Genomic DNA, 20,782 nt, shown 5'->3' with positions numbered 1-20,782 from the left:
CTGATTTGCTCAAAAATTAGATCAGGTCACTATGTGCCTGAATAGCGGTCAGTGCGATGGTGTAGACAATATCGTCAACCAATGCACCACGTGACAAGTCGTTTACTGGTTTATTCAAGCCCTGTAGCATCGGCCCAACACTGATGACGTTGGCACTACGTTGTACCGCTTTATACGTGGTGTTACCCGTATTGAGATCTGGGAAGATAAAGACGTTGGCTTGTCCGGCAACTGGTGAATCAGGTGCTTTTTGTTTGCCTACGCTCATGACCGATGCGGCGTCATATTGTAGTGGGCCATCAACGGCAAGCGTTGGCTCACGTTCGCGCACGATTTGGGTCGCTCGGATGACTTTTTCAACATCCGCGCCCGTACCTGATGAGCCAGTAGAGTAGCTAATCATCGCCACTTTTGGTTCGATACCAAACGCCGCCGCCGACTGGGCAGATTGGATAGCGATTTCAGCCAGCTCTTCCGCTGTTGGATCAGGGTTGATGGCGCAATCACCATACACCACGACTTGCTCAGGTAGCAGCATAAAGAAGATAGAAGATACCAATGAATACTGCGGTGCAGTCTTAATCAACTGGAATGCTGGTCGTACGGTGTTGGCAGTGGTATGTATGGCACCAGAGACCAATCCGTCCACTTCACCCATCTGTAGCATGATAGTACCTAAGAACACGGTATCTTCAAGCTGTTCAGCAGCGACCAATTCGGTCGTTTTGCCTTTACGACGTTCCACGACAGCAGCGATATATTTGTTCATATCAAGCGTGTCAGGATCTAGAATTTCAATACCTTCTGGCAAGATTAAGTCGCGATTTTTGGCAACTTGTTCCACTTCGCTGCGTTTTGCGAGCAGTACACAGTCAGCGATGCCGCGGCTTTGACAGATACAGGCAGCTTCTACCGTACGTGGCTCAGCACCTTCTGGCAATACGATACGTTTTTTAGCGGCTTGTGCTTTTTTGACCACTTGATGACGGAAAGCGGCAGGCGATAGGCGCGGCTGATGGTCATGACTAAAGTATTCTTTAATCCAGCTTAGATTTAAGTGCGCGGCCACATAGCGCGTGACTTCTTGTGCGCGCTCAATATCGTCGTTTGGAATCTCAGCACTCATGTGCATTAAGCTTTGTACGGTCTCAAAGCTATCTGTTTCGACACTCATAACAGGAATGCCTGTTTTGAGTGCAGACTGCCATAGTTCAGCGACGGTTGCATTTGGTGAGACACCACCAGTCAGTACCAGACCTGCTAGCGGGATACCGTTAATACAGGCCAATGCAGCGGCAAGTAACAGATCATCACGATCGCCAGGTACGACAATGAGCGTACCACGTTTGAATACTTCATCAACGCGTGCGACTGAGCGAGCTGTCAAACTAATATGATTGATACGGCGTGTCTTTGCTTCCCCGACATTTAACCAAGTGGCATCCAGCTCTGCGGCGATATCCCACGTACGTGGCACTGACAATGAATCGCTAAAAGGTACCACGCCGATTAGACGGAATCGATCGGTATCGAAATGCGGTGACAGACGCTGCACTTCTTGCATGAAGCCAGCGTCCAAGCTGACCATGGCTTCACCCGGTGCTACTGGCTGAGTGTCAAAGGTATTTGGCACATCATGCACACGCATCAAGATGCAGCCTAAAGTACGCTCATGCGCGATACCACCAAATTCACGAGCATGCACATCCAGCTTATCGGCTAAATGGGCGGGGTTTTTGGTATCGACTGTACTCACAAAGATGATTTTGGCATCTAAAGCATGGGCAATAGCACGGTTGATTTGTGAGGCATAAGAGGCTTCGGTGGTAGGCACCAAACCTTCACAAATAACGACGTCTTGATCACCACCGATGCTATGGAAGTTTTCGATAACTTCTTCCATCAATTCATCAAGATTGCCATCACCAATCATACGCTCAACGCGCTGACGGTTGATAGATTTAGGCGGTGTTAGACCGAATGCATGCATGGTTAATGCGCTTGAGCTGTCTAGGCTGTTTTGTTTATCGAGCGTATCATCTTGCAGAAACGGCTTCATAAAACCGGCTTTTACGCCGTTATAATCGAGCGCACGAATGAGACCGAGCGCTGCTGATGTCAGGCCGATACCGCGACTAATGGGCACAAGTAAAATGGTTTGCATAGCATATCCTACTATTTATTTTATTATATCCGTGAGAGAGGTGTTGCTGACTGGCTAAAATGATGTCTTTTGCTGATTTCACTTGCAGTGATTGGTCAGTAGCGCCGTTACTTAAAAGCTTATGTCATATAAAAATATTTATACGACATAAGCCCTTAAATAAGCATCACTGTCATAGCCGAGCTATTTTCTATTTTAGACCCAATGCTTGGCAGGTTTCTTTAGCGATTTGGCATTCTTCATCAGTTGGGACAACCCACAGCTCGATGCTACTACCTTCGTCTTGGAAGCTGCCTTCTGCACCGCCGACCAAATCATCATTCTTTTCAGCATCAAACTTGATACCGAAATGACGCATGACGTCTAAGATGCGAGCACGTGTGGTGGCTGAGTTTTCACCAATACCACCAGTAAAGACGATACCAGTAAAGTCAGGTAGCGCACAGCTTAGGCTGGCTAGGTATTTACCGACACGATAGCAGAACATCTCGATAGCGAGTTGAGCATCTTTATGGCCTTCATTCGCTGCTTGTTCGATCGTACGTAAGTCATTCGACAGACCTGAGATACCCAATAAGCCACTTTCACTATTGAGCATAGTATCGATTTCTTCTAGGCTCATACCCAGTTTACGCTTGAGATGAATGTGCAAGCTAGGATCGACGTCACCACTACGCGTACCCATCATTAGGCCTTCAAGCGGGGTCAGACCCATGCTCGTATCCAAGCTTTCACCGTTATAGACGGCAGTCGCTGAGCAACCATTGCCTAGATGAGCGGTCAGCCAACCATGTGGACCTTTAGCATCTGTAATTTCGCTGGCACGCTCTGAGACATAAGCATGTGAGGTACCATGGAATCCATAACGACGGATTTTTTCTTCTTCGTATAGTGCTTTTGGAATTGGATAGCGGTAAGCAACTGGTGGCATCGTTTGATGGAAAGCAGTATCAAAAACGACCACTTGTGGGATGTCAGGATAAATGGCTTCAACCGCTTCAATACCCAAAGCATTGGCAGGGTTGTGTAGAGGTGCTAGGATTTTTAAGCGTTTTACTTCATCAAGTACATGTTGGTCAACACGGACGGCTTTTGAGTACTCACGACCGCCGTGAACCACACGATGTCCTACAGCGACAAAATGATATTGCTCAAGTAGTGCTAGGATTTTTTGAAGCGCTAACTCATGACGACCACCAGGAATGGTAATCTCAAGTTTTTCGCCGTTTAAAGTAGTATGTTTGATACGAGCGGTATCAAGCCCCAAGTTTTCGGCAAGACCGGTAATACGAGTGGATTCGTCTTCGCTGATTAGCGCATATTTGATAGAAGATGAACCACAGTTGAGAACCAAAGTAGGGTTGATAAGTTTTGATCTGCCAGTATTACGATCATTAAAGATGGGGGTGCTATCGCTCATGCTCTATCCTTAGATTATGTTTTTTGACAAGGGGTGAATCATAGCGGATTAATTTCCGCCGAACAAACAAAAATCAGCAGACCTTTCATAAAAATGAAATAAGCGATATCACGCTTACAGGTCTACCAATAAATCCCTACTCGTCACTTTGTTTGGTTGCTTCTAGCAATCTATCAAAGCGATATTTTCGGAGTATAATGTAACACAATTAGTATCTTATACCACAGTAACTATAAGGTTTAAGATTGAACATCGTCAAGCATTGTTACACCTGTGCACCGAATATAGCCATCAAATAGTAAGTGCTATAAAGGCAAGATTGCCCGCAATAAAAATTGTAAGAAAGTTTTTCAAAATGTGTTTAGCCGTGTTTTGCACCATAAAACCGTGTTTCACACACAACAATTGCCATATAAATTGTGTCGGTTTTTCACAGTTTACCAAATAATACGTATCAATTATTATCGTCATAAGCCGTATTTATAAATCATAAAGTTAGCAAAATTATTGGTCAATCACCCTCAAGAGGCTTACTGCTTTACTGATAGAATGCTATGCTTACATAGATTATAATATTTTGAATATTTCAGTCGTAAACGTCCTGTTTTCAATCATATTCACACTGCTGCAAGGTTATTTGCCCTATGCTTACTATACGCCGTGTTTCAAACACTGAGTGCAATTCTCATTTATCTATTAACGCCAGTCGCCGTGCTGTTTCTGCATTGATTATCGGTAGTGCGGTCATGTTAGGGTTAACGGGCTGCGGGCAAAAGGGCGACCTCTATCTAGCCGATTCCAACAGCTCAAAGGCGGCAGGGTCAGAGATGCTGTCTAATGCTGGAGAGTCAAACAATGCAGCATCGGTAAGTAATGATGAACAGAACGCTCGCTATTTAGAGCAAGTATTATCAGACGTGAACGAAGATTCTAACGATTATTAGTCGTTTAAGAGCATCAATAATCCCGAATAAATTTACCTGATTTGACGAGAGACATAACCACAATGACTACAGTAACGACCCAAACAGAACAAGGGCTATATATCAACCCTGAAGCCTTAACTGCTCATTTGCCTGCGCTGAATTATCGCAACGATGCTTTACATATGGAGCAGGTCAGTATAACTGAGTTGGTCGATTGCTATGATACGCCATGTTATGTCTACTCAAAGCAGGCGATATTGGATGTTTATCAGGCTTATACCGATAGCTTTGCCAGTCTAAAACATCAGGTTTGCTATGCCGTTAAAGCCAACTCTAATCTTGCGGTGCTCGGTGTTTTGGCTCAGGCAGGTGCAGGGTTTGATATTGTCTCACGTGGTGAGTTGATGCGAGTATTGGCGGCAGGTGGCGATGCTGCACGCGTTGTATTCTCAGGCGTTGGCAAAACTTATGGCGATATCGAGTATGCTCTCACCCAAGGTATCGGCTGCTTTAACGTCGAGTCTATTAGCGAGCTGGCTTTAATCAATGAAGTGGCACAGCAACTCGATAAATCAGCACCGATATCTCTACGAGTCAATCCCAATGTCGATGCCAAGACTCATCCTTACATCTCAACCGGTTTAAAAGACAATAAGTTCGGTATCACGCACGAAGAAGCGGTCGCTGTCTATGAGCAAGCTGCCGCGTTGTCGCATATCGATATCGTCGGTATTGATTGTCATATTGGCTCACAGTTGACGGAAGTAGAGCCATTCGTTGCTGCATTAGACAAAGTAATTGAGTTGATACACACCCTTCGTGAAAAAGGTATTGAGCTGCGTCATATCGATTTAGGTGGTGGCTTAGGGGTGCGTTATATCGATGAGACGCCTGTGTCTATGGACGAGTTTTCTGCTGCATTATTACCAAAACTAAGCGAGCTTGGCTTAACGGTATTCTTTGAACCGGGCCGCAGTATCGTTGCCAATGCGGGCGTACTATTAACGCGTGTCGACGTATTAAAGCCTACCGAGCACAAGAATTTCGCTATCGTCGATGCGGCAATGAACGACTTGATTCGCCCTGCACTGTATCAAGCAGAAATGGCAGTGATTCCAAGCGTGTTACCTAGCGAAGGTATCGATACGGATGGTACGCAACCGTGGGATATCGTTGGTGCGATTTGTGAGACCGGAGATTTCTTAGCAAAAGGTCGCTTGTTAGCATTGGAAGCAGGAGATACATTGGCCATCACTGGTGCTGGCGCTTATGGCTTTACCATGAGCAGCAATTATAATTCGCGTCCACGTGCTAGCGAAGTGATGGTGTCTGATAACCATCATCAGTTGATTCGTCCGCGTGAAACGATTGAATCATTATATGAAAATGAAACATTGTGGCAGGCGCAGTAGTATTATCTAAAAACGAGCCAAAACTGTTGTAGTATTTGATGATTGAAGAGAACCCATTGTGATAATGACAATGGGTTTTTTTATTACTGGATTTTGAGGAAGGTGTTTTTTAATTAAAGCTGTCTCTTAATGGAAGGCATGCCTTTAGTTGAAAGCAATACCATTCACAAAAATTAGAGTAGCAAGGAAAACGAGTGCAAGTACTACTCACCATAGACTAAACAAGTTTGACACCGCTAATCGTATTTTTTGGGATTGGTATTATTATGATTGTATCTGACAGCGTGCTAAGATAAGCCATACATAAAAATAGGATAGGATATCAAGGGTATGCTAATAGAATTTACTAAGATGCATGGTCTGGGCAATGATTTTATGGTCATCGATTTGGTGACTCAGCGCTTAGAATTAACCAAGGATTTGGTACAATTATTGGGTGATCGTCATTTGGGTATTGGTTTTGACCAATTGCTCGTGGTTGAGCCACCTATGCGTCCGGATGTTGACTTTAGCTATCGTATTTTTAATACCGATGGCACAGAAGTCGAGCAGTGTGGTAACGGCGCACGCTGCTTTGCCCGTTTCGTACAGGCACGCAAACTGTCATTTAAGCAGCGCCTACGTGTTGAGACGGCAAGTGGAATTATCACGCTGACCACAGACCGTTATGGCTGGGTAGAAGTTGATATGGGCAAACCCAAGTTTGAGCCGGACGAGATTCCATTTAGCCCAAGAGCCACTACCAAAATCCAAAACGCCTATCATTTGGATGTTAATGGAACACCGGTACAGCTCTATGTTGCCAATATGGGCAATCCACATGCAGTCATCAAAGTCGATAATGTGCTCGATGCTGAAGTTGAAACCTTGGGTAAAGCCATCGAATCGCATCCTGCGTTTCCAGATCGCGTCAATGTCGGTTTTATGCAGGTGATGAATCAACGTCATATTCGTCTACGGGTGTTTGAGCGCGGTGTCGGTGAGACTCAAGCCTGTGGTACGGGTGCATGTGCTGCAGTGGCGGTTGGCATACGTGAAGGCTGGTTGGATGAAGGCAAAGAAGTGCGCGCGCAACTGTATGGCGGCAGTATGATTATCAAATGGCAGCCAGGTTATTCAGTCATGATGACAGGTCCAACGGCCTTTGTTTATGAAGGCGTGTTTAGCCCAGATGGACTAATGGCACAAGCGGGTATCAAGCCTAATTCAGAAGGCTAAACTCGGATGGCGAATGGGTAAAAGCTATGGTCATCTCTAATAGTGCTATGTCCAATAAAAAAGACCAAATAGAGCCAGCATCGGGTTCAGAAGTACAATCAACAGCTTGGCTGTCAGACACGCTGGCAGCCACTATAGAGTCGGACACAGCATTACGTGAGCTGTTAGCACCAGTGCATCGTTGGTTAAATACTTTATCGGTACGTAACCACTCGCCGCATACCCTAACGGCTTATTTTGCTGGCTTGAACCAACTGGCGCTATTTTTACGTGGCAAACGGCTGACATGGACGCGTTGTGACAAGCGTCAATTAGCCCAGCATATCGGTCAGCGTATCGATGAAGACAAGCTTGCACTTGCTAGCGTCCAGCAAGAGCTGTCAGCGATTCGTCATTTTTATGGATGGCTGATTGAGGAAGGGCTAGCACGCATTAATCCTACTACTGGCTACCAGCTTAAGCGTAGTCCTAGACCCTTACCGTCTATCGCAGACGTAGATTTGCTCACTCAATTGCTTGACCAAGAGATTCCTGATACGCCTGAGCAAGCGCGCTTATGGTTACGGGACAAAGCCATGTTTGAGTTGCTCTACAGTAGTGGCTTGCGTGTGGGTGAACTGGTAGCACTAGATATGGCGGATGTAGACCTAGCAGACTTACGTGTACGTGTAACAGGTAAAGGCAATAAAACGCGTCTAGTACCGTTAGGGATAAAAGCAGCAGAAGCGATTACGCGCTATCTACCGCATCGTAATTTGTGGGTAGAGCAAATGGACACGGCATTGTTTATCAGTGAAAAACTGGGTACACGCTTATCAACACGGGCAGTGCAGCAACGTCTAAAAGTTGCTGCTAGTCGTGCTGGTATCTCGCAAAATATGTATCCACATTTATTACGCCATTGCTTTGCATCACACATGCTGTCAGGTAGTGGTGACTTGCGCGCTGTACAAGAAATGCTGGGTCATAGTGATATTAGCACCACGCAAATTTATACCCATGTCGATTTTGCCAAATTGACCCAAGTTTATGATCGTGCCCATCCGCGAGCAACTCATGCTCAACGCGACGATGACTCAAATCAAAAATAAGGTGTGTCGAATACTGAACACACCTTAATCATAATTTACGCTAAGCGATGACAGTCAAAGATAGGCATTTTTTGTCGTCCTTGCTGTTGAGCTTGCTGATCTAATGATGCCAATACCATAGCGTAATGCTTGCTGTCTTCTGGATCAGTAGCTTCATTCAATACACTATCATCGTAATGGTTGATAACTGTACCATCATAAGCGGTAATCGCCGTATGTCCCCACGTCTGACGTATATCACCATTCTTGTAAGTATGATCGCCACCTTGTGCCGCACCAATGACCATACACTGGCTGTCCAACGCACGTGCCTGTAGCAACAGCGACCAATGCGCTTGCCCTGTTAGATAGGTAAATGCTGACGGAGCACTTAATAGGTCTGCACCTGCTTGACGTAGACGCTGTGCCAATGCAGGGAAGCGCAAATCAAAGCAAACCATCATGCCCAATTGATAGACTGTATCATTTGCTTCGAGTGGTGCAACTACAGTTTGCGTTCCTGGCTCAAAGGTTGCCGCTTCATTATAGCTGCCGTGCTTATCCGCCACGGTGGCTGTGAACAGATGAATCTTGTCATAACGTGCCACTCGCGAGCCATCAGGTGCAAACAACTGACTGACTTGGCGTAGTCTGCCATCAGGGACTACAATGCCATCAGGTCGATAAGGGCAGGGTAGCGAGCCTGCTAGTACGTAGACACCATAAGTGCTGGCATAGTCCGCTATCATCGCTGATAGATCGTCAAAGCGCTCTGCAGTAGCAAACTGCTCGCCCATGCTACAGCAGTTCTCTGGTAATACGACAAGCTGAGCCCCTTGCGCACTTGCATCAATAATGGCAGCTTTTATATCGGCTAAGTTTTGCTCAATATTCTGTTGGCTATTCATTTGAATGGCAGCAGTGGTCAATTGATTATTCTGTGTACTATTCATAGTTGTGGTCTCAGTTATTTTTTAGGTTAATTCAATTTGGCTATTTCGTAGTCGTGTATCTCATGACTTTTCTTATAAGAATCATATGATGGTAAGCAAATTTTTGATATTAATTATTTAGTGGTTAATGCTGAAATGCTAATATTTATAGGCTTTAATGAGAAAAGCGTAACAATTGTATCTGGCTAGAGTGTAAATTATCATAGCAAAATTGCGTCAAAAAATGCTATCGTCATGTCCTAATAACGTTAAACCACTGGTTTGACCAAAAATATTTGTAGAATATTATCACTACCGGAGTGTAATAAGCCGCCCATGAGTATGTCGTTCGGATTGGCGACCACGCTAAGCACCTCACAGAAACTGACACCGCAGATGCAGCAAGCCATTAAATTGCTGCAGCTCTCTAGTCTTGAGCTCGCGCAAGAGGTTCAGATCAAGCTGGATAGTAATCCACTGCTTGAACGTATCGAAGATGATGACGATGAATACGAGCATAGCAATGACGATATCACAGACGAGCTGAGCGACTCACTCACATTGGATAGCTGGAATCAAAGTACGGGCACTGAGTCATTTACTGCCAAATCTGACAGCAACACGACTACCTCTGACTATGATAACGAACTTAGTGATAGCTTTGATAAATTGCAGCAAGCCAATATCGATGATGGTGCCATAGACAATCATGCGATGGATAGTGACGACTATAGTAGCTTTGATAATAGTGCGGATAGCAGCAACTATGCATCGGCGGCTAGCAGTTCAGGGAGCAAAGGTGACGATGACTTTGATAGCTATCAAGGCGGCACCTCTGCCACTATCCAAGATCATGTGCGTTGGCAGCTGAACTTTAAACATCTATCAGAAGCAGATATGTTGATCGCCACCTACCTGATGGACTCTATGGATGATATGGGTTTTGTTCGGCTTGATATCGATGAGTTGTTGCAGAGCTTTGAGACCATGGCGAGCTTCTATCAATGGGATGAGTCTGTTGAGCAAGATGAAGTAATGGCCGTATTGCGTATTATTCAATCTTGCGATCCACTCGGTGTTGGGGCGCGGAATCTCAGTGAATGCCTAGCGATTCAGCTGTCCAAACTTGATAGTAATACGGAGTCTCTAAAAGAAGCGCAAGCACTTCTATCTGCCAGCGAATACTTAGTCAGTAATAATATTAAAGCACTGACCGAGCAGACTGGACTTGCAGCTGAGAAGATCACACCTGCATTAAATCTATTACGCAGCTTAAATCCTTCACCAGGATTATTATTTCATAGTAGTCAACCGGATTACGCACGGGAGCCAGACAGTTACGATATTCCTGATGTGCTGGTCACGCCTGTCCGTCGGCATAGTAGTAATACCACTGCAGGGACAGATGCGCAAGAGGATGGCTGGCAGGTACGGCTCAATCCTGACACGCTGCCGAAGCTAAGAGTCAATCAAGAGTATGCCAACTTAGTCAAACGCGGTGATGATAGCCCTGACAATCAGTATCTGCGTGAAAACCTCACTGATGCGCGCTTGTTTATTCGCAGTATCGAAGAGCGTAATCAAAACCTATTAAAGGTCGCGACCAGTATCGTGCGTTATCAGCAAGAGTTCCTACAACATGGTGCGACTGCCATGCAACCACTTATCTTAAAGGTCATTGCAGAAGAAGTTGATTTGCATGAATCCACCGTGTCACGTCTGACCACCAGCAAAACAATCCTGACACCCCAAGGGCTGTTTTCGCTAAAGCATTTCTTTTCATCACATGTTAGTAGTACAGATGGTGATGTCTCGTCAACCGCTATCAGTGCCATGATTAAGCAACTCATCGCCGATGAAAATCCAAAAAAGCCATTATCAGACAGTCGCATAAAAGACAGTTTGTTGGTTGAAGGCATTGATATTGCCAGAAGAACCGTCGCCAAATACCGAGAAGCAATGAATATCGGATCGTCTACCCAGCGCAAACAAAAATATTAAATGATGTAATTCAATAAGTTATAGGTATGCTTACATATCGGTCAATATATTCAGATAGAATATAAAAAATAAAATTTTTTGATTATATAGAAACATGATAGAAACAACAGTTATTGTTACACTTAATTACAATTTAATGGCTTGCTACTATTCTAATTTCATGACAAATTAGAGTCATACCAACAACGAAATCTAAGTGTCGATTTAGCATATTTACAATAGCAATCAGGAGATGATGAAAGGATATATCGGCATTTTACTGGATGTACTGGCTATAAAAGATAGTAGAGCGATTGTTGGTAAAGCAGGGTGATAAAAGCAGGAATGCTACCTCATCTGTTGACTGTAAGTACAAACAAAAGGACAATAATATGAATGTTTCTATCAGTGGTCACCATATCAGCGTTACTGAAGCTATGGACAAGGCAGTTCGTGAAAAGCTTGAGAAAGTAGAGCGTCACTTCGATCAGATACAAAGTATTAAAGTGATATTATCGTTAGACAACAGCGGTGCTAGTGATGGCGGTAAAAAAAGCCATAAAGCTGAAGCGATTATGCGAGTCTCAGGTCAAGAAATGTTTGTTCAAGCGTGTGAAGATGATATGTACAAAGCCATCAACGAAATGGCAGACAAACTTGATAGACAAGTGCGTAAATACAAAACCCGTCAAGAGCGTAAGAAAACTCAGGGTGCTGGACGTGATGAACGTTACGAAGACTTCACAGTTGATGATGTAGCACCAGCCGTTTAATTCGATGAGGTTTGGTAGATATCGTATTTAATGAGTACTGGCTGACCAAATAATAATAAATAGTATAGATAGCCAATAGTATAGACAGCCATATGATTTATATTTGATTCTACTGAACTGAAATCAGAATACACAAAAAGGAAAAAGGCCTCAAACGTATCATGCGTTGAGGCCTTTTCTAGTACTAATATCAGGAAATAAGAGTATCAGTAAGTCTATTCATTAATCAAAACTATTGATAATCTTTTTGAAAGTTTGGTTATAAGCCAAATGAAACCAGTATTTTATTCAACAAACTAAGCATATTACACTCAGTCTATGTAATCTACGATAAGTAAACTGCAATGACTAGCCGCCACCAACGGCTTGTACTACTTCGATGTTCATGCCCTCAACGATACGTAGCTGACTCAGCTCGCTCTTTGGAATAAGCTCACCCTCGACTTCTACGGCATAGCGACCTTGGCTAAGTCCAAGCTCATTGATGACCAGTTGTACCGTCTGATGAGTGGTCTGTAGTTTTTTGCCATTGACACTGATGTTGCTCATAATTGCGCTCCTTAATAATTTAGATTTCCTTATACTCAAAAATATTAATGCTTGAGTAGATGACATACTCTAGATTGGTTAACGGCGCTTTGATTAGCTGATCGAGTCTTTTGATTTAAATGTCGATACTGCCAACCATAGCCAACCTGCAATCATGAAGATACCGCCGATGGGTGTAATCGCTCCAAACCAAAGTGGTGCGCCAAGTGTCATCGCATACAGACTACCGGCAAATATTATAATGCCAATCTGTAAGAGCCAAGCGGTCGTTTGAGTGATATATTTGAGGCGTATCAATAGTCCTACTAGCAGTAAGCCGAGTGCATGTATTAATAAATATAATGTTGCCGTATGCCACCATTCGAGTTGCTGAGGACTGGCTATGTTTTTCAAACCATGGGCACCGAATGCGCCTAGCGCAACGGCGATAGCCATATTAATCGCCGCAATACCTATCCAATTTAACATGGCACACTCATATTATTTAAAAGCGGTCGCTACTACAAAATAGCAGCTATTGAATATCATCCGGCAAAATAACGCTATCGATAGTCATTGCATCACGGATTTTGTCCATGGCATTCTTTTCGATCTGGCGTACACGTTCTGCTGAGATAGAGTAGACGGCTGCTAACTCATGCAAGGTTGATTTTTGCTCAGAGAGCCAGCGTTGCTCAACGATATCACGTGAGCGATCATCTAGTGTGCCCATTGCCGCTATTAATGCTGAAGAATTGTTTTCTTCCCAATCGGCTTCTTCTAACTGTTCAGCAGGATCAATACCATCTTCTAAGAACAATTGCGGTGCATAGCGTCCATCGTCGTCATCACTCGATTGCGCTTCAAACGAGGCATCATAGGATGTAAGTCGTGACTCCATCTCTAACACTTGCTTGCGCGTGACATTCAAGTCATTTGCAATCGCATCTGCTTCTTCTAGCGTCAGTTGATTGTTGGTCTTTTTAAGACTACGCAAATTAAAGAATAATTTACGATGTGCTTTGGTAGTTGCAACCTTCACGATACGCCAGTTGCGAATCACAAACTCGTGAATCTCAGCTTTAATCCAATGCACCGCAAAGGATACCAAGCGCACGCCTTTGTTGGGATCGAAGCGTTTTACTGCTTTCATTAGCCCCAAATTACCTTCTTGAATTAAATCGGCTTGTGGCAGACCGTAGCCTGAGTAGCTGCGTGCAATGTGAATCACAAAACGCAGATGTGACATAACGAGCAGACGTGCCGCCTCAACATCACCTTCGTCATAATAGCGATGCGCCAGCTCTTGCTCTTGTACTGGCGTCAAGATTGGAATTTGATGGACGGTATTGATATACGCACCCAGATTGACCCCAGGCGCTGATAGATGCGTTGGCATTGCTGGTACCAAATCACGAGTACTGGTATCACCTAGCGCATCCGCATCATAAGGTGGTCGCTGTGCTGCAGCTTTCAATGCTGCATCACGTGCTTCGTTTTTTACAGGTGCTGCATCGTCTTTTTTACTCGTTTTTGCAGCATCATTAGAAGTGTTAGCCATATTCTTGACCTTGATTAAATAGTGACGCAAATAGTAAGATGAAAATATTTATAGTTGTAATTGTAAAGGATAGCGACGCTTAGTTGCTATCAGTTTTGGTAATGATGAAGTGATATATTGTATCGAAACGCTGTGATGGTGTGCTATCAGTTGTCTGTTGACTGGTAACGCTATTGATGGTCAATAGCAGTCGATTGGTCGTGTCTGTTTGCTGATTTTGTCGACAGAAAGCAGCGATATCTGCTTGTGAATTGGCATCAGTGGCGACCACATACAATGATTCACCAGTTGCGACATCGCGTAATGCCACTTTGGTTTTTAAAAGCGGCATTGGACAAGCAAGCCCACATCCATCGACGAAACGTATAATATTGATAGGGGATTGCTTTGCATTTGCTTCGTTATTTGAATCAACATCGTTCACCGACAGCAATGCCAATAGGTTATTGATATTTTGTTGCTCAGTACCAGAAAATTTTTCTGATAAGTTTATGAAGTCAGGAGCATGGATGATGGTGGACTGGCTATCAACAGACATAAAACAACCCTTATAAATACCAATACTGTGGTTTGTACTACTATTTGTATTATCAATAGTTCGCTTTCAAGCATCGTTAATTTTAAGAGTTTTTATTGAATATCTTGTGCTTAATAGCGACGTAAACCTATTGTTGTACCTGCCATTATAGCAAATAGCTAGGGTGCAATTGAGTTGAATATAATCAACTCAACATTCGGTTCATTAGAATTACACAGTCATGTTGCGCAATAGTGACACGCCGCTTAGTTATTAGTAGTCGAACCTATACTAGAATTGACCTTATATGCACAAGCTCGTATAGTCGAGAGGATGTTGTCATTACTCACCTGCATAGGATAAACATTTGTATCACGCCAATAGACAGTCGATTCTTGATAGCGCAGCCATGAATCACTCAAATAAATATGTGGTCGCCACACCTTCGTTTGGATGGGTGTCGCTGTTGTGCGAGCGAAAAAAGGGTGCTCTGTCTATAGCGATATCGAGCATGTTTATATTAGGAGTTTCAACCGCATTATTGATGGCCACAACGGTTGCCAATAGTAGTGAGTGGGAGAGTAGTAATAGCAGCACCCAAACATCACAATATAATTACAACCCATGGCAATCCACGGACTCCGAAGATTTAGACTTGCCTAACTTGAGAGGTCAGGGCTTGAGCTTCGCTGAGCAATATCAAAATAAGCTACTAGGCGAATGGTCACTACGAAATATCAATGGTGGCGTTAAGATGGAGCATGATCCTTGGATTCAAGAAACGCTCAAAGACATGACGTGGCGTCTGAATGCTCAAGCACGGCAGCAAGCATTAATGGGCTTGGTGATTATTGATAATCCGAGTATCAATGCTTTTGCAGCACCAGGTGGTGTCATCGGTCTAAATACAGGCACTATATTGGCCGCCAGTAGTATGGACGAGCTTGCTAGTGTGGTAGCGCATGAAGTGGCACACATTAGCCAGCATCATTATGAAAGTGGTGTGGATGATCGAAAAAAAGCATTGCTCATGCAAGTAGGTGGCATGCTAGCAGCAATTGCTGCATCAGCAATCGATGGTGATGCGGCGACAGCCGTTTTGATGGGTAGTCAAACCGCTACGATGAACAGTAGCATGGCATTTAGTCGCAGTAATGAGCGAGAGGCTGATCGAATAGGGATGCAAATCATGACCCAAGCGGGTTATGACCCAAGAGCCATGCCGCGGTTTTTTGCTACCATGAATCAACGAAGCCAGCTCAATAAAGTTGAAAACCAGTTTTTGCCAAGTTTTATTATGTCCCATCCGTTGAGCAATGAGCGTTTGAGTGATTCACAAAGTCGCGCGCAGAGTTATCCTTCATTATCATTAAACCAGCAGCAACGTCATCAAGCATTGTTTGATTTGCTCTATTGGCGTGTGCAGATTACCGGTAAGCATGCTTCTGAGACCGTATTGACGACTGCTGCAAAGAATAGCGTCGGTGCCAAGTTGGCTTTGATGCACTGGTATAGTGAACAGCAACGTTTTACAGATGCTAACAAGCTACTGGCTGAAATCGATGCATTATCAGCGACACAGCGTCAAATATTAGAGCCTTTATTGTCAATTACCCACAGCTATATGCTAACGGAACAAGGTAAGTGGTCAGAATCTGCACAAATTTTAGAAAGCCAGCAGCGCATCTATCCTGAGCGTCGTGATCTACGACTCTACTTAGCGGAAGCACTCACCAATAGCAACCAGCCGACACAAGCACAAGCATTGCTCAAACCACTAACCGAGCAGCAGCCAAGCGATCGTTATGCTTGGCAGAGTCTACAACTGGCTAATGAAAAGCTGGCAAAAACCACGACTTCACCGCAGCTGGCCAATATTGCCACTATCAATGCATTACGTTACCGCAGCCAAGATCAGCTATGGAGTAATCGCTACGAAAGTGCACTCATATCGCTGACACAAGCCAAGCAACTGACGGAACAATTGCAGAATACACCGCAAGCCAATAGTGCTCGGCCGCTTTTAGCCAATATTAATGCAGAACTCAAAGCAGTAAAAACCGCCAAAGACTTTAAGCCTTAGGCGGTTGTTTTTACAGACAGAACTTTCTAATCAATAGTAGGTGCTAGCCTTGTAGAGCGTCTTTTACCATCTTAGAGATGAGGGCTGGATCTGCACGGCCTGCAGTTTTGTTCTTTAGTACACCCATTACGCTACCCATATCACGCATAGATGTTGCACCTTGCTCAGCGATTTCAGCGTTGACTAAAGCAGCCACTTCATCATCGTTCATTTGTTTGGGCATAAACCCATTGATGATATCAATCTCAAACTGCTCTTTGGTTGCTAAGTCATCACGGTTGTTTTCTGTAAAAATAGTGAGTGATTCTTGACGCTGTTTCAATTGCTTTTGTAATACCTCTAATACTTGTGCGTCATCTAGCTCTATCCGGCGGTCAATCTCAATCTGCTTGATGACTGCTTGTACGTTACGCAATACTTTAACGCGCTCAAGCTCACGCGCTTTCATAGACACTTTGATGCTGTCTAATAAAGTCTGTTTAAGTTGACTCATTGTTATTATCCTTATTCGTTAAGAGTTATTTATTCAGATTTTGAGCAATAGTAATAAAAATTGTAGCATAAAAAACGCCACTGATATCAATGGATAACAGTGGCGTTAATGTAGCACTTGTACTTAACTAATCGTATTATGGATTAGTACATACGAGTGGTACGAATAGTTTCGCGTTGTAACTTCTTTTTATAACGCTTTACGGCAGCAGCTTTTTTACGCTTGCGTACTTGCGTTGGTTTTTCATAAAACTCACGCTTACGTACGTCTGACAATACACCAGCTTTTTCACATGAACGTTTGAAACGACGGATAGCGATATCTACTGGTTCGTTTTCTTTAACCTTAACTGCAGGCATGAAGACTCCTCGATTAGGATGAGATATAAAGGCATTAGTTTGGCTGTGTATTAGTATTTAGTCGTAATATCTCAAGATTACAGACATCAGCTCAAACTAGGATAATCTTGTACATGAGCACAAGGGCAGGTATTTTAATAAAAAATAGCAAGTAAGTCAATGAATTTGTTGTATTAATCCATATTTATCATTAAGTTGCACAGTTTTTTGTAGATATAGAGTTAGTTTATGAGACAGCATTAATGGTTTTAGTTAAATAAGAGTGACTATATAAGTGTGCTAGAGAGCATCATTATAAATAAAAAACCCTACTGTCTATAACGGTTTAGGTGGAGTTTATGCTATGATAATTCCCATATTATAGTAAGCTTATGAACCGTTTTGTGTGTATTTTATTGAGGATGTTTGAATGAAAAAGACAGTATTAAATACAGCGTTAAGTAGCGCATTTATCGTCGCTTTTAGCTTTGGTGTTAGCGCTTGTAGCGGCGGCGAAGAGCATGAAGAAGTAATGGCAGTAGATCGCGTTGAAGAAGCGGCTGCACTTGCGATTGAAAATGCACCGGAAGCTGAAGACATGAAGTTTCCAGAAACAGCACCGATGCCTGCGGCTGATGCAGCTGCCACGGAAGCTGATGGTACAGCCACTGCTGAAGAAGGAACGGCTGATACTGCTATGGCAGAAACAGCGACTGCAGCGGATAGCGCCGATGCTGACGCAGCTGCTACTGACAGTGCCGAACCTGAAGCTGCTGCTGAATAAGCATGGATTTAATGGTCATTTGGGCTGCCAAGAGTGGTAAATAAGCTTTATAAGCAGCCACCAATATAAAACATAATATAGAGGTGTGATCATGATGAATAAACGACAGCGCATAAACAAGCTTACGGTCTCTGTTATCGGTATTAGCGCATTGTTAGCACTGAGTGCTTGTAGTGGTGATGATACGAGTACAGAAGAGGTATCTACTGCCAATGAACCTGCTGATACCACTGTAGCGATCGCTGACACACCAGTTGTTGAATCTGAAGTGACTGAGTCTGAAATTGCTACGCCTGAACCAGAGGTTGAATTAGAACCTGTTGAGGCGCCTGTTACTACGGAAGAGCCAGTAGCAGAAGTTGCTGCTGAGCCTGAAGTATTGGCCGCGGATGCAGGCGCTAAACTATATGAATCAAACTGTCAGGTTTGTCATGCTGCAGGTTTGCTCGATGCACCAAAATATGGTGATAAAGCCGCATGGGCAGCGCGCCTTACCAAAGGCAAAGATACGCTACACATGCACTCTGCTAAAGGCTTTAATAAAATGCCAGCGCAAGTCACTGATAAAGTAAGTGAAGCTCAGGTGTATGCGGCTGTAGATTACATGATTGCAGCGGTTAGCTGATATTGACCATTGAAATTTGCTAAACTGACCGTCATTGTGACTGACAATGGCGGTTTTTTTGTGCACGTTTTTTCGCACATAAGCTAAGGCGAAAAACGCTGTAAAAAATGACACGCAGACAAAAGTATAAAGGCAAGCATATGAAAGTGTTGGGTTTAGAGACCTCTTGTGATGAGACTGGTCTAGCGATTTTTGATAGTGAGCAGATTTCGAATGACAATCAAGGTTTGGTTGGTCAAGTACTGTATTCACAAATAGAGCTGCATGCTCTCTATGGTGGCGTTGTGCCTGAGCTTGCTAGTCGCGACCATATTCGAAAGCTCGTGCCTTTGCTTAATGAGCTGTTAGATCAGTGTGATATGAAAAAAAGCGAGATCGATGCGATTGCCTATACTAAAGGGCCGGGACTCATTGGTGCATTGATGACGGGTGCGTTATTTGGGCGCAGTTTGGCTTATGGTTTGGATATCCCTGCGATTGGCATCCACCATATGGAAGGCCATTTGTTGGCACCATTAATGGGTGCAAACCCTCCTGCGTTTCCGTTTGTGTCATTGCTCGTCTCTGGTGGACATACTTTGCTTATTGCTGCCCGTGGGGTTGGGCAGTATGAGATATTGGGTGAGTCGATAGACGATGCTGCGGGTGAGTGCTTTGATAAAGCAGCTAAGATGCTAGGCTTGCCATATCCTGGTGGTCCCAATATAGCCAAACTGGCTGAAACAGGCAATCAAAACGCGTATAGCTTGCCAAGACCGATGTTACACCGTGGTTTGGATTTCTCCTTTAGCGGTATGAAAACAGCTGTGCATAACCTTATCAAGGATACCCCACACTCAGGGGGTTCGGGAAATAGCGCCGAGAGTAATCCACAAGTACGCGCTGATATTGCAGCTAGCTTTCAACATGCAGTGGTCGATACACTGGTAAGAAAATGCGTCAAAGCACTTAAGCAAGTAGATATGAGCCGCTTAGTCATTGCTGGCGGCGTCAGTGCCAACACTCATTTGCGTGAAACGTTAGAAGCGGAGCTGGCCAAAATAGATGCAACGGTGCACTATGCACCGCCTGCATTGTGTACCGATAACGGGGCAATGATTGCTTATGCTGGTTACGAGCGCTTGCAAGCAGGGCAGTCGGATGATTTGGCCGTTAGCTGTGTGCCACGTTGGCCAATGACAGAATTGCCTGCGGTATAAAGGTGCCATTGATTGGGCCTCATGTCCATGTTGATGCTCATGAAAATTATCTAAAGTAAGGATGAGCTATGCAGTGGATTGCGATTGGTTTGGGCGCCGCATTTGGCGCGTGTTTGCGAGGGTGGCTTGCGCGCTTTAATCCGTTGCACCATTGGATACCGCTCGGTACATTGGGCGCAAATGTCTTGGGTGGGTTACTGATAGGGCTAGCGCTAGTATGGTTCGGACGAATGGGTACTGGCTTATCTGACAACGTGAGACTGTTCGTCATCACTGGATTTTTAGGCGGATTGACGACCTTTAGTACTTTTAGCGCGGAGGTCTTTACCTTCGTCAATGACGGCCGTTTGCTGGCAGGATTGGCGCTTATCGGTTTACATGTGGGACTCACATTGCTAGCAACCGCGCTGGGATTTTATTTCTTTAAGTTGGTTTTGTAGCCGTCGATAGATATTAATCGTTCAATGGTCTGTTATAGGTGGTTTCATGATAGCAGTCTATTTTAAGTGGTCTATTAATAGGTTTTTAAAGCCTTTTTGGTGGTTCCGCTAGGGTATACCTTAACTGAAACAGTTAAACACCTTCAAATACGTATATAAATTTCAAAATTGAGTACATTGATGAGGATTTTCCGAAAAAATGATAGATATGTTTTAGTTAATATGACAGGGAATAAAAATAATTATCTATCAATAAAGCTTAGCGATAGAAAAAGTAAAACTATATTTAGAGACTTAGAAAGTAAGATTATTAATTGCA

Annotated in this window: 20 protein-coding genes; 11 read left to right on the top strand and 9 right to left on the bottom strand. The window is 43.9% G+C overall.

What is annotated here, in order from left to right:
* Nucleotides 1-16 precede the first annotated feature (16 nt).
* Together pta and JMW61_RS02960 are read right to left on the bottom strand one after the other, a co-directional pair.
* Complete coding sequence (gene pta / locus JMW61_RS02965; RefSeq protein ID WP_201549407.1) at nucleotides 17-2,164, bottom strand: phosphate acetyltransferase; 2,148 nt, start codon at nucleotides 2,162-2,164, stop codon at nucleotides 17-19.
* A gap of 190 nt (nucleotides 2,165-2,354) precedes the next feature.
* A complete protein-coding gene (locus JMW61_RS02960; protein ID WP_201549405.1) occupies nucleotides 2,355-3,584 on the bottom strand; it encodes an acetate/propionate family kinase in 1,230 nt (409 codons plus the stop codon).
* 644 nt (nucleotides 3,585-4,228) lie between these two features.
* Here JMW61_RS02960 and lptM point away from each other — a divergent pair.
* The 4 genes from lptM to JMW61_RS02940 all read left to right on the top strand — a co-directional run bounded on the left by lptM (nucleotide 4,229) and on the right by JMW61_RS02940 (nucleotide 8,231).
* On the top strand, nucleotides 4,229-4,528 hold the full coding sequence (gene lptM, locus JMW61_RS02955) for an LPS translocon maturation chaperone LptM (RefSeq protein ID WP_201549403.1): 300 nt from the start codon (nucleotides 4,229-4,231) through the stop codon (nucleotides 4,526-4,528).
* Between the two features lie 62 nt (nucleotides 4,529-4,590).
* Nucleotides 4,591-5,922 carry a diaminopimelate decarboxylase gene (lysA, locus tag JMW61_RS02950; protein WP_201549401.1) on the top strand — a complete coding sequence of 444 codons (1,332 nt, stop codon included), beginning with the start codon at nucleotides 4,591-4,593 and terminating at the stop codon, nucleotides 5,920-5,922.
* Between the two features lie 330 nt (nucleotides 5,923-6,252).
* Nucleotides 6,253-7,140, top strand: a complete 888-nt coding sequence (gene dapF / locus JMW61_RS02945) for a diaminopimelate epimerase (RefSeq protein WP_201549399.1) — start codon at nucleotides 6,253-6,255, stop codon at nucleotides 7,138-7,140.
* A 47-nt stretch (nucleotides 7,141-7,187) separates the two neighbouring features.
* Entirely contained in the window at nucleotides 7,188-8,231 is a 1,044-nt protein-coding gene (locus JMW61_RS02940; RefSeq protein ID WP_201550338.1) for a tyrosine recombinase XerC, read from the top strand.
* Between the two features lie 35 nt (nucleotides 8,232-8,266).
* Here the strand turns inward: JMW61_RS02940 and JMW61_RS02935 are convergent, their stop codons facing one another.
* Nucleotides 8,267-9,163 (bottom strand): nitrilase-related carbon-nitrogen hydrolase, encoded by an 897-nt coding sequence (locus JMW61_RS02935; protein WP_201549397.1) that lies wholly within the window; start codon nucleotides 9,161-9,163, stop codon nucleotides 8,267-8,269.
* A 315-nt stretch (nucleotides 9,164-9,478) separates the two neighbouring features.
* On the opposite strand from JMW61_RS02935, the gene rpoN reads away from it, so the two are divergent.
* Together rpoN and hpf are read left to right on the top strand one after the other, a co-directional pair.
* Nucleotides 9,479-11,143 (top strand): RNA polymerase factor sigma-54, encoded by a 1,665-nt coding sequence (gene rpoN / locus JMW61_RS02930; protein ID WP_201549395.1) that lies wholly within the window; start codon nucleotides 9,479-9,481, stop codon nucleotides 11,141-11,143.
* A 371-nt stretch (nucleotides 11,144-11,514) separates the two neighbouring features.
* Complete coding sequence (hpf, locus tag JMW61_RS02925; RefSeq protein ID WP_197099730.1) at nucleotides 11,515-11,895, top strand: ribosome hibernation-promoting factor, HPF/YfiA family; 381 nt, start codon at nucleotides 11,515-11,517, stop codon at nucleotides 11,893-11,895.
* Nucleotides 11,896-12,243: 348 nt separating this feature from the next.
* Here hpf and thiS read toward each other — a convergent pair whose 3' ends face one another.
* From thiS to JMW61_RS02905, 4 genes are all read right to left on the bottom strand, one after another.
* Complete coding sequence (thiS, locus tag JMW61_RS02920) at nucleotides 12,244-12,444, bottom strand: sulfur carrier protein ThiS (RefSeq protein WP_194196045.1); 201 nt, start codon at nucleotides 12,442-12,444, stop codon at nucleotides 12,244-12,246.
* Nucleotides 12,445-12,537: 93 nt separating this feature from the next.
* Nucleotides 12,538-12,912: a DUF423 domain-containing protein gene (locus JMW61_RS02915; protein WP_201549387.1), complete on the bottom strand. Its 375-nt coding sequence runs from the start codon at nucleotides 12,910-12,912 to the stop codon at nucleotides 12,538-12,540.
* Nucleotides 12,913-12,958: 46 nt separating this feature from the next.
* Nucleotides 12,959-13,822, bottom strand: a complete 864-nt coding sequence (gene rpoH, locus JMW61_RS02910; protein WP_197099889.1) for an RNA polymerase sigma factor RpoH — start codon at nucleotides 13,820-13,822, stop codon at nucleotides 12,959-12,961.
* 241 nt (nucleotides 13,823-14,063) lie between these two features.
* Nucleotides 14,064-14,522 (bottom strand): sulfurtransferase TusA family protein, encoded by a 459-nt coding sequence (locus tag JMW61_RS02905; RefSeq protein ID WP_201549379.1) that lies wholly within the window; start codon nucleotides 14,520-14,522, stop codon nucleotides 14,064-14,066.
* Nucleotides 14,523-14,910: 388 nt separating this feature from the next.
* Here JMW61_RS02905 and JMW61_RS02900 point away from each other — a divergent pair, with 388 nt between their 5' ends.
* A complete protein-coding gene (locus tag JMW61_RS02900) occupies nucleotides 14,911-16,584 on the top strand; it encodes a M48 family metallopeptidase (protein WP_201549377.1) in 1,674 nt (557 codons plus the stop codon).
* Nucleotides 16,585-16,627: 43 nt separating this feature from the next.
* Here the strand turns inward: JMW61_RS02900 and JMW61_RS02895 are convergent, their stop codons facing one another.
* Entirely contained in the window at nucleotides 16,628-17,077 is a 450-nt protein-coding gene (locus JMW61_RS02895; protein WP_201549368.1) for a GatB/YqeY domain-containing protein, read from the bottom strand.
* Between the two features lie 143 nt (nucleotides 17,078-17,220).
* Nucleotides 17,221-17,436 (bottom strand): 30S ribosomal protein S21, encoded by a 216-nt coding sequence (gene rpsU, locus JMW61_RS02890; protein WP_110921885.1) that lies wholly within the window; start codon nucleotides 17,434-17,436, stop codon nucleotides 17,221-17,223.
* Nucleotides 17,437-17,845: 409 nt separating this feature from the next.
* Between rpsU and JMW61_RS14215 the strand changes: the two genes are divergently transcribed.
* The 4 genes from JMW61_RS14215 (at nucleotide 17,846) to JMW61_RS02870 (ending at nucleotide 20,463) form a co-directional block, all read left to right on the top strand.
* Nucleotides 17,846-18,199: a hypothetical protein gene (locus JMW61_RS14215; RefSeq protein ID WP_227687343.1), complete on the top strand. Its 354-nt coding sequence runs from the start codon at nucleotides 17,846-17,848 to the stop codon at nucleotides 18,197-18,199.
* Between the two features lie 91 nt (nucleotides 18,200-18,290).
* Nucleotides 18,291-18,824: a c-type cytochrome gene (locus tag JMW61_RS02880; protein WP_201549366.1), complete on the top strand. Its 534-nt coding sequence runs from the start codon at nucleotides 18,291-18,293 to the stop codon at nucleotides 18,822-18,824.
* Between the two features lie 140 nt (nucleotides 18,825-18,964).
* Complete coding sequence (tsaD, locus tag JMW61_RS02875; protein WP_201550336.1) at nucleotides 18,965-20,023, top strand: tRNA (adenosine(37)-N6)-threonylcarbamoyltransferase complex transferase subunit TsaD; 1,059 nt, start codon at nucleotides 18,965-18,967, stop codon at nucleotides 20,021-20,023.
* Between the two features lie 68 nt (nucleotides 20,024-20,091).
* Nucleotides 20,092-20,463 carry a CrcB family protein gene (locus JMW61_RS02870; protein WP_025651934.1) on the top strand — a complete coding sequence of 124 codons (372 nt, stop codon included), beginning with the start codon at nucleotides 20,092-20,094 and terminating at the stop codon, nucleotides 20,461-20,463.
* The last annotated feature ends 319 nt before the right edge of the window (nucleotides 20,464-20,782 follow it).

The organism is Psychrobacter fjordensis, from assembly GCF_904845995.1.
Taxonomy (GTDB): domain Bacteria; phylum Pseudomonadota; class Gammaproteobacteria; order Pseudomonadales; family Moraxellaceae; genus Psychrobacter; species Psychrobacter fjordensis.
This window is presented reverse-complemented; position numbering and strand designations above follow the sequence as displayed.

Excerpts from the sequence above, each read along its gene's own strand:
- pta (WP_201549407.1), bottom strand. The coding sequence starts at position 2,164 with ATGCAAACCATTTTACTTGTGCCCATTAGTCGCGGTATCGGCCTGACA.
- JMW61_RS02960 (WP_201549405.1), bottom strand. The coding sequence starts at position 3,584 with ATGAGCGATAGCACCCCCATCTTTAATGATCGTAATACTGGCAGATCA.
- lptM (WP_201549403.1), top strand. The coding sequence starts at position 4,229 with ATGCTTACTATACGCCGTGTTTCAAACACTGAGTGCAATTCTCATTTA.
- lysA (WP_201549401.1), top strand. The coding sequence starts at position 4,591 with ATGACTACAGTAACGACCCAAACAGAACAAGGGCTATATATCAACCCT.
- dapF (WP_201549399.1), top strand. The coding sequence starts at position 6,253 with ATGCTAATAGAATTTACTAAGATGCATGGTCTGGGCAATGATTTTATG.
- JMW61_RS02940 (WP_201550338.1), top strand. The coding sequence starts at position 7,188 with ATGTCCAATAAAAAAGACCAAATAGAGCCAGCATCGGGTTCAGAAGTA.
- JMW61_RS02935 (WP_201549397.1), bottom strand. The coding sequence starts at position 9,163 with ATGAATAGTACACAGAATAATCAATTGACCACTGCTGCCATTCAAATG.
- rpoN (WP_201549395.1), top strand. The coding sequence starts at position 9,479 with ATGAGTATGTCGTTCGGATTGGCGACCACGCTAAGCACCTCACAGAAA.
- hpf (WP_197099730.1), top strand. The coding sequence starts at position 11,515 with ATGAATGTTTCTATCAGTGGTCACCATATCAGCGTTACTGAAGCTATG.
- thiS (WP_194196045.1), bottom strand. The coding sequence starts at position 12,444 with ATGAGCAACATCAGTGTCAATGGCAAAAAACTACAGACCACTCATCAG.
- JMW61_RS02915 (WP_201549387.1), bottom strand. The coding sequence starts at position 12,912 with ATGTTAAATTGGATAGGTATTGCGGCGATTAATATGGCTATCGCCGTT.
- rpoH (WP_197099889.1), bottom strand. The coding sequence starts at position 13,822 with ATGCCAACGCATCTATCAGCGCCTGGGGTCAATCTGGGTGCGTATATC.
- JMW61_RS02905 (WP_201549379.1), bottom strand. The coding sequence starts at position 14,522 with ATGTCTGTTGATAGCCAGTCCACCATCATCCATGCTCCTGACTTCATA.
- JMW61_RS02900 (WP_201549377.1), top strand. The coding sequence starts at position 14,911 with ATGAATCACTCAAATAAATATGTGGTCGCCACACCTTCGTTTGGATGG.
- JMW61_RS02895 (WP_201549368.1), bottom strand. The coding sequence starts at position 17,077 with ATGAGTCAACTTAAACAGACTTTATTAGACAGCATCAAAGTGTCTATG.
- rpsU (WP_110921885.1), bottom strand. The coding sequence starts at position 17,436 with ATGCCTGCAGTTAAGGTTAAAGAAAACGAACCAGTAGATATCGCTATC.
- JMW61_RS14215 (WP_227687343.1), top strand. The coding sequence starts at position 17,846 with ATGAAAAAGACAGTATTAAATACAGCGTTAAGTAGCGCATTTATCGTC.
- JMW61_RS02880 (WP_201549366.1), top strand. The coding sequence starts at position 18,291 with ATGATGAATAAACGACAGCGCATAAACAAGCTTACGGTCTCTGTTATC.
- tsaD (WP_201550336.1), top strand. The coding sequence starts at position 18,965 with ATGAAAGTGTTGGGTTTAGAGACCTCTTGTGATGAGACTGGTCTAGCG.
- JMW61_RS02870 (WP_025651934.1), top strand. The coding sequence starts at position 20,092 with ATGCAGTGGATTGCGATTGGTTTGGGCGCCGCATTTGGCGCGTGTTTG.